Genomic DNA, 9,274 nt, shown 5'->3' on the forward strand with positions numbered 1-9,274 from the left:
TGCAACGCCGCGTCCAGCAGCGCCGGGTGCAGCCCGAAACCGGCCGCCTCCCCCGCCACCGCCTCCGGCAGCGCCACCTCGGCGAACACCTCACCATCGCGACGCCACGCCGACCGCAGACCCTGGAACACCGGGCCGTAACCGAACCCGACGCCCTCCATCGCCCCGTAGAAGCCGTCCAGCTCCACCGCCTCGGCACCCGCCGGCGGCCACTCCACCAGACCCGCACCCTCAGCAGCCGACGCACCCTCCGCCAGCACACCCGAGACATGACGGGTCCAGAGGCCGTCCTCACCGGCGCCCTCGACGCGCGAGTGGACCGTCACCGAGCGACGACCCTCGCCGTCGGGCGCACCGACCCAGACCTGGACCTGCACACCGCCGGACTCCGGAAGCACCAGCGGCGCCTCCAGCGTCAGCTCCTCCACCAGCGAGCAACCCACCTGGTCGCCGGCCCGCACCGCGAGCTCCACGTACGCCGTACCCGGAACGATCACCGAACCCAGCACCGCATGATCGGCCAGCCACGGGTGCGACTCCACCGACAGACGACCCGTGAACAGGAAACCCTCCGCGTCGGCCAGCGACACGCCGGCCCCCAGCAGCGGGTGATCGGCCGCGCCCAGGCCCAGCGAGGCGACCTCGCCCAGCCAGCCCGAGGCCACCGCCGGCCAGTAGCGCTCACGCTGGAACGCGTACGTCGGCAGCTCGACCCGGTGGTTGCCGGAGCCGAAGTAGGAGGTCAGGTCGAGCTCGGCGCCGTTGACGTGCGCCACGGCGAGGGCGGTGACGACGGTCTGCGTCTCCGCGCGGTCGCGGCGCAGGGCGGAGGCGAACTCGTCGCCGCTGACGCACTCCTGGGCCATCGCGGTGAGGACACCGTCCGGGCCCAGCTCCAGGAACGTGGTCACGCCCTCGGCTTCGAGGGCGCTCATGCCGTCGGCGAAGCGAACCGCCTGGCGGACGTGGCGCACCCAGTACTCGGGCGAGCACAGTTCCTCGGCGGTGGCCAGGGCACCGGTCACGTTGGAGACCACGGCGATCTGCGGCGCCGCGTAGGTCAGGCCCTCCGCCACTCGGCGGAAGTCGTCCAGCATGCCGTCCATCAGCGGCGAGTGGAACGCGTGCGAAACGCTCAGCCGCTTGGTCTTCTCGAACGGCCCGGCGATGGCGAGGACTTCATCCTCGTCGCCGGAAATCACCACGGAGGAGGGCCCGTTGATGGCGGCAATGCTGACGTTGTCCGTGAGCAGCGGCAGGATCTCGGCCTCGGTGGCCTTGACCGCCACCATCGCACCGCCCTCGGGCAGCGCCTGCATCAGCCGGCCACGCGCCGCCACCAGCGCAACGGCGTCGTCCAGCGAAAGGACGCCCGCGACGTGCGCGGCCGCCAGCTCGCCCACCGAGTGCCCGACTAGGACGTCCGGCCGCACACCCCAGCTCTCGAAGAGCCGGAACAGCGCCACCTCGACGGCGAACAGCGCCGGCTGGGTGAACTCCGTACGGGCGAGAACGTCCGCGTCCTCCCCGAACACCGCCTCCCGCAGCGGGAGTTCGACCCGCGCGCAGACGGCGTCGAAGGCGTCCGCGAACACCGGGTAGGCCTCGTACAGCTCCCTGCCCATGCCCGGACGCTGGCTGCCCTGCCCCGTGAACAGGAACGCCAGCTTGCCGCCCGAGGCGACGCCCCGGACGAGTCCGGTCCGGTCGGCGCGCTCGGCGAGCGCGCCCAGGCCGTCGAGCAGGGCCGTCCGGCTGTCGCCGAGCAGGACGGCGCGGTGCTCGTGGTGGGTACGGGTGGCCGCGAGCGAGTACCCGACGTCGGTGGCCGGGACGTCCGGCCGGGTCTCCAGGTGGGCGCGGAGGCGTCCGGCCTGGGCGGCGAGGGCATCCGGGGTGCGGCCCGACAGGGCCCAGAGCACCGGCGCGTCGCCGTGCGTCGCCGGCGCGGCCTGCGGGTCGGTGTCCACCGGCTCGTCGGCGGCCTGTTCGAGGATGACGTGGGCGTTGGTGCCGCTCATGCCGAAGGAGGAGACGCCGGCCCGGCGCGGGTGCGCCGTCTCGGGCCAGTTCCGCGTCTCCGTCAGCAGCTCGACGGCGCCCGCCGACCAGTCCACGTGGGGGGTGGGCTCGTCGACGTGCAGGGTGCGCGGCAGCACACCGTGCCGCATCGCCATCACCATCTTGATGACGCCGCCCACACCCGAAGCGGACTGGGTGTGGCCGATGTTGGACTTGAGGGAGCCGAGCCACAGCGGCTCGCCGCTGCGCTCCTGCCCGTAGGTGGCGAGCAGGGCCTGGGCCTCGATCGGGTCGCCCAGTCGGGTGCCGGTGCCGTGCGCCTCGACGGCGTCGACCTCGGCGGCCGTCAGGCCGGCGCCGGCCAGCGCGGCACGGATGACCCGCTGCTGGGCGGGGCCGTTGGGGGCGGTGAGGCCGTTGCTGGCACCGTCCTGGTTGATCGCGCTGCCGCGCACGACCGCCAGCACCTGGTGGCCGTTGCGGCGGGCGTCGGAGAGGCGTTCCAGCAGGAGCATGCCCGCGCCCTCGCCCCAGCCGGTGCCGTCGGCCGAGGCCGCGAAGGCCTTGCAGCGGCCGTCGGCGGCCAGGCCGCGCTGCTTGCTGAACTCGACGAAGGTGCCGGGGGTGGCCATCACGACGACGCCGCCGGCCAGCGCCATGGTGCACTCGCCGTTGCGCAGCGCCTGGGCGGCCAGGTGGAGCGCGACCAGCGAGGAGGAGCAGGCCGTGTCGACGGTGACCGCCGGGCCCTCAAGCCCGAAGGTGTAGGCCAGGCGGCCGGAGACCACGCTGGCGGCGGTGCCGGTGGCGAGGTGTCCCTCGCTGGACTCCTGGCCGGCCAGCAGGGCGGCGTAGTCCTGGCTGTTGGTGCCGGCGAAGACGCCGGTGGCCGTGCCGCGCACCGAGCCGGGGGTGATGCCGGCGCGCTCGAAGGCCTCCCAGGAGGTCTCCAGCAGCAGGCGCTGCTGCGGGTCCATGGCGAGCGCCTCGCGCGGCGAGATGCCGAAGAACGCCGGGTCGAACTCGCTCGCGCCGTGCAGGAAGCCGCCGCAGCGCGCGTAGGAGGTCTCCCGCTCCCCGCCGAGGGCGCTGCCTACGGCGCCGAGGTCCCAGCCGCGGTCGGTCGGGAAGTCACCGACGGCGTCGGCGCCGTCGAGCACGAGCTGCCACAGGTCCTCGGGCGAGGTGACGCCGCCGGGGTAGCGGCAGGCCATGCCGATGATGGCGATGGGCTCGTCGTCGGCCGCCTGCGGCACGGCGGGGGCCTGTGCCCCGGTGTCGGTGCCGAGCAGTTCGGCGCCGAGGTGGGCGCCGAGGGCGGCGGCGGTCGGGTGGTCGAAGACCAGGGTGGCCGGCAGGGTCAGTCCGGTGGCCGTGTTGAGGCGGTTGCGCAGTTCGACGGCGGTCAGCGAGTCGAAGCCGAGGTCCTTGAACGCCCGGCCGGGGTCGATGGCCTCCGCGCCGCTGTGTCCGAGGACGGCGGCGACGGCGTCGCGCACCAGCTCCTCCAGGACGCGCCCGCGGTCCAGCGGGGAGAGGCCCGCGACCCGCGCGGCCCAGGGGGAGGCGGCGTCGGCCGGGCCCTCCTGCGGGGCAGCCGTGGTGGCCAGGGCGCGGACCTCGGGGAGGTCGGCGATCAGCGGGCGGTTGCGGCCGGCGGTGAAGACCGGGGCGAAGCGCGCCCAGTCGACGTCGGCGACGGTCACCGCGGTCTCGTCGTGGTCGAGCGCCTGCGCCAGGGCGGCGATCGCCAGTTCGGGGGCCATCACGGGCAGGCCGCGGCGGCGCAGCTGCTCCTCCGCGTCGTCCTCGGCGGCCATGCCGCCGTCGGCCCAGGGGCCCCAGGCGACGGCGGTGGCGGCGAGGCCGCGGCCGCGGCGCTGCTCGGCCAGGGCGTCGAGGTAGGCGTTGGCCGCCGCGTAGGCGGCCTGGCCGCCACTGCCCCAGATGCCGGAGATCGAGGAGAAGAGGACGAAGGCGTCCAGCTCGGTGTCGCCGAGCAGCTCGTCCAGGTGGGCGGCGCCGCCCGCCTTGGCGGCGAGGACGTCGGCGAACTCCTCCGGCCGCGCGTCCGGGAGCAGCGCGAGGTGGTTGACGCCGGCGGTGTGGACGACGGCGGTGAACTCGTGCTCGGCGAGCAGCGCCTCGACGGCCGCACGGTCGGCGACGTCACACGCGGCGACGGTCACCTCGACACCCGACGCGACGAGCTCCTCCCGGAGTTCGACCGCACCCGGGGCGTCCAGGCCCCGACGGCTGGTCAGCACCAGGTGCCCGGCACCGTTGTCCGCCAGCCAGCGCGCCACCCGCGCACCCAGGGCGCCCGTACCGCCCGTGACCAGCACCGTGCCACGCGGCGACCACGAAGCGGCCGCCTCACCCGAACGACCGGCCCGCACCAGACGACGCACGAACACGCCCGAGGCGCGCACCGCGACCTGGTCCTCACCGTCCACACCCGCCAGCACAGCGGCCAACCGACCCCGCGCCCGGGCATCCAGCACCTCGGGCAGGTCGACCAGACCACCCCAACGCTCCGGCGCCTCCAGCGCCACCACCCGGCCCAGACCCCAGACCTGCGCCTGCACCGCACTGCTCACCCGATCGGCACGACCGACCGACACCGCACCCCGCGACGCCAACCACAACGGCGCACCCACACCCGCGTCACCCAACGCCTGCACCAGCGCGAGGCTGTCGGCCAGGCCGGCGGTCAGCACGGGGTGCTCGGGGTGCGAGCCGGTCCCGAGGGCCAGCAGGGACAGGACACCGGTCAGTGCGGCCGGGTCCTCGACGGCAGCGCGCAGCCGCTCGGCCAGCGCGGCCCGGTCGAGCGCGCCGGACGGTACGGGCAGCCTCAGGACGTGGGCGCCGTATCTCTCCAGGGCCTCCGCGACGGCGGTGGTCCAGCCGTCCTCGCCGCCGCCCTCCGGGTGGACGAGCAGCCAGGTACCGGAGAGTCCGGCGGTCGGCAGGTCGGTGAGCGGGTTCCACGCGGCGCGGTAGCGCCAGCCGTCCACGGTGGAGCGGGCGCGGCGCTGCCGGTGCCAGTGCGACAGGACGGGCAGGGCGGGCGCGAGCGCGTCGGCGGAGGCGTCCAGCTCCGCCTGGTCCAGGTCCAGGGCGGTGGCGAGCGAGCGCAGGTCCTGCCGCTCGACGGCCTCCCAGAAGCGGGCGTCGAGCTGCTCGGCGTCGTTGTCGCGGGCCGCCGCGTCGGCGGTCGGGACGGCGGTGCGGCCGGTCTCCAGCCAGAACCACTCGTGCTGGAAGGCGTAGGTCGGCAGGTCGACCCGCCGGGTGTCAGGTCCGGTGAGCAGGGCCTGCCAGTCGACGGGGACGCCGTGCGCGTAGGCGGTGGCGAGCGCGGTCAGCGCGGTCCGGGCCTCGGGCCGGCCGGCCCGCAGCGCGGGGACGCGGACGCCGTGCTCGCCCAGCGCGGACAGCACGCCGTCGGGGCCGAGCTCGACGAAGACGCTGACGCCCTGGGCCTCCAGGGCGCGCATGCCGTCGGCGAAGCGGACGGCCTCGCGGACGTGGCGCACCCAGTACTCGGGCGAGCACAGCTCCTCGGCGGTGGCCAGGGCACCCGTGACGTTGGAGACGACCGGAATGCGCGGGGCGCTGTACGTCAGGCCCTCCGCAGTCCGGCGGAAGTCCGCCAACATGCCGTCCATCAGCGGCGAGTGGAAGGCGTGCGAGACGTTGAGCCGCTTGGTCTTCTCGAACTGTCCGGCGATCGCCAGAACTTCGGCCTCGTCGCCGGAAATCACCACCGAGGAGGGCCCGTTGATCGCGGCGATGCTGACGTTGCCGGTGAGCAGCGGCAGCACCTCGGCCTCGGTGGCCTTCACCGCGACCATCGCGCCGCCCTCCGGCAGCGCCTGCATCAGCCGGCCACGGGCGGCGACCAGGGCCACCGCGTCGTCCAGCGACAGCACCCCGGCGACGTGCGCGGCGACCAGCTCGCCGATCGAGTGGCCCACCAGGAAGTCCGGGCGCACCCCCCAGCTCTCGAAGAGCCGGAACAGCGCGGTCTCCACCGCGAACAGCGCCACCTGGGTGAACTCGGTACGGGCCAGGACTGCGGCGTCCTCTCCGAACACCGCCTCCTTCAGCGGCAGTTCGACCCGCGAACACACCGCGTCGAAGGCCTCGGCGAAGACCGGGAAGGCGTCGTACAGTTCGCGCCCCATGCCGGGCCGCTGGCTGCCCTGGCCGGTGAACAGGAAGGCCATCCGGGCCTCGTCCGCCGTGCCGCGCGCCGCGGCCGGCTCGTCCGCGCCCTCGGCGAAGGCCGCCAGCGCGCGCTCGGCCGCCTCCGGCCCGTCGACCAGCAGCACCGCGCGGTGCTCCAGGGAGGCCCGGGAGGCGGCCAACGAGGCGGCCACGGAGGCCGGGTGGGCGTCGGGGTGGGCGCCGACCCAGTCGCGCAGGCGCCCGGCCTGGGCGCGCAGCGCCTTCTCGGTGCGGGCGGAGAGGACCCACGGGACGGGCGTGCCGGCGGGGAGCGCGCCGGGGCCCGCGACGGGGGCCGGCTCGTCGCCGTCGGCGACCGGCGCGGCCTGCTCGATGATGGCGTGCGCGTTGGTGCCGCTGACGCCGAAGGCGGAGACGCCGGCCCGGCGCGGGTGGCCGGTCTCCGGCCAGTCCCTGGCCTCGGTGAGCAGTTCGACGGAGCCCGCGGCCCAGTCGACCTTCGGCGAGGGTTCGTCCACGTGCAGGGTCTGCGGGAGCACCCCGGCGCGGATCGCCATGACCATCTTCATGACGCCGGCGACACCGGCGGCGGCCTGAGTGTGGCCGAGGTTGGACTTCAGCGAGCCCAGCCACAGCGGCCGCCCCTCCGGCCGGTCCTGGCCGTAGGTGGCGAGCAGCGCCTGGGCCTCGATCGGGTCGCCGAGCACGGTGCCGGTGCCGTGCGCCTCGACGGCGTCGACCTGGTCACCGGAGAGGCGGGCGTTGGCGAGGGCCTGGCGGATGACGCGCTGCTGCGCGGGGCCGTTGGGCGCGGTCAGACCGTTGCTGGCACCGTCCTGGTTGACGGCGGTGCCGCGGACGACGGCCAGCACCGGGTGCCCGAGACGGCGGGCGTCGGAGAGGCGCTCCAGCAGGATCATGCCGACGCCCTCGGACCAGCCGGTGCCGTCAGCCGCCGCGGCGAAGGACTTGCAGCGGCCGTCGGCGGACAGGCCCCGCTGGCGGCTGAACTCGATGAAGGTGTCCGGGGTGGCCATCACCGTGACGCCGCCCGCCAGGGCGAGCGTGCACTCGCCGCCCCGCAGCGCCTGGACCGCCAGGTGCAGGGCGACCAGGGAGGAGGAGCAGGCGGTGTCCACGGTGACCGCCGGGCCCTCGAGACCGAAGGAGTAGGCCAGCCGGCCGGAGACCACGCTGCCCGCGTTGCCGGTCAGCAGGTGGCCCTCCAGCCCCTCCGGCACGGCGCGCAGCGAGGACGCGTAGCCCGAAGAGGCCGCGCCGACGAACACGCCGGCCTGGCTGCCCTTCAGCCCGGCCGGGTCGATGCCGGCCCGCTCGAAGGCCTCCCAGGAGGTCTCCAGCAGCAGCCGCTGCTGCGGGTCCATGGCGAGCGCCTCGCGCGGCGAGATGCCGAAGAAGTCCGCGTCGAAGCGCCCCGCGTCGGCGAGGAAGCCGCCCTCGCGGGAGTAGGTCGTCCCGTAGTTCGCCGGGTCCGGGTGGTACACGCCCTCGGTGTCCCAGCCGCGGTCCTCGGGGAAGACGGAGATCGCGTCGCCGCCGTCGGCGACCAGCTGCCACAGCTCCTCGGGGGTGCGCACCCCGCCAGGGAAGCGGCAGCTCATCGCGACGATCGCGATCGGCTCCCGGGACGCGGCCTGGAGTTGCCGGTTCTGCTGCCGGAGTCGCTCGGTCTCCTTCAGCGACGCACGAAGCGCCTCAAGCATCTTGTCGTTGGACGAGGCCATCATGTGCTCCACACTTCTCGCAAAAATCGTCAGGAATCGGAATCGGTGTTCTCGAACGCCATCTGGATCAGGCTGTCGACGTCCATCTCGTCGATGGATGCCGCGCTCTCCTCTCCGTCCGAGCCGTCCGATTCCTGGACGTCGTCGTGCAAACCGGCGATATCCAGCAGGATGTCCAGCACTCCGGCCTCCCGGAGTCGGGACAACGGGACCGTGGCCAGCGCCTGGCGGATCCGCGCCTCCCCGTCTTCGGGGCCGGCCGCGTCACCGCCCGCCGGGAACAGTTCCGCGGTGAGGTGGTCCGCGAGCGCCCTCGGTGTGGGGTGGTCGAAGACCAGGGTGGCCGGCAGTCGCCGACCGGTGGCCACGGTGAGCTGGTTGCGCAGCTCGACCGCGGTGAGGGAGTCGAACCCGAGGTCCTTGAACGAGCGGTCGGCCCTGACCTCGGCCGCCGAGGCGTGCCCGAGGGCCTCCGCCACGGTGCCGCGGACCAGGTCGAGCAGCGCCTGCCGCCGCTCCCCGTCGGTCGACCCGGCCAGCCGGGCCCGCAGTTCGGCCGCCGCGTCGGTGCCCTCGGACGCCCCGCCGTCGGCCTCGCCGGCCGCGAGGGCCAGTCGGACCTCCGGCAGGTCGCCGATCAGCGGGCTGTGGCGCAGCGCCGTGTAGCCGGGGGCGAAGCGCTCCCAGTCGACGTCGGCCACGGTGACCGAGGGCTCGCCGCCGATCGCGCCGGCCAGCGCCTCGGTCGCCAACTCCTGGGCCATGCCGTTCAGTCCGCGGCGGCGCAGCTGCTCCTCCGCGTCGGCCTCGGTGGCCATCCCGGAGCCCGCCCAGGGGCCCCAGGCGATCGCCGTGGCGGCCAGGCCGCGCGAGCGGCGCTGCTCGGCCAGGGCGTCCAGGTAGGCGTTGGCGGCCGAGTAGCCGGCCTGCCCGCCGCTGCCCCAGACGCCGGCGATGGAGGAGAAGAGGACGAAGGCGTCCAGTTCGGTGTCGCCCAGCAGTTCGTCCAGGTGCGCCGCACCGGACACCTTGGCGGCCACCACCGCGGCGAAGTCCGCCGGCGCCGTCTCGGCGAGCGGCGCGGACGCGGTGGCGCCGGCGGCGTGGACGACGGCGGTGAAGGCGTGCTCGGCGAGCAGCGCCTCGACGGCCGTACGGTCGCTCACGTCGCAGGCGGCGACGGTGGCCCGGGCGCCGAGAGCGGTCAGTTCGTCGCGCAGCTCGGCCGCGCCCGGCGCGTCCAGGCCACGGCGGCTGGTGAGCACCACGTGCTCCGCACCACCACCCGCCAGCCAACGGGCCACATGGGC

Annotated in this window: 1 protein-coding gene and 1 pseudogene; both read right to left on the reverse strand. The window is 74.9% G+C overall.

Annotated elements, in window-relative coordinates; translation table 11 throughout:
• The coding region (locus ACWDBB_RS35825; RefSeq protein WP_449793593.1) for a type I polyketide synthase at positions 1–7,964 on the reverse strand (7,964 nt) is incomplete at its 3' end.
• 281 nt (positions 7,965–8,245) lie between these two features.
• Positions 8,246–9,274: pseudogene (locus tag ACWDBB_RS35830) on the reverse strand (beta-ketoacyl reductase); the annotation flags it as partial.

This window comes from Kitasatospora sp. NPDC001095, assembly GCF_053598615.1.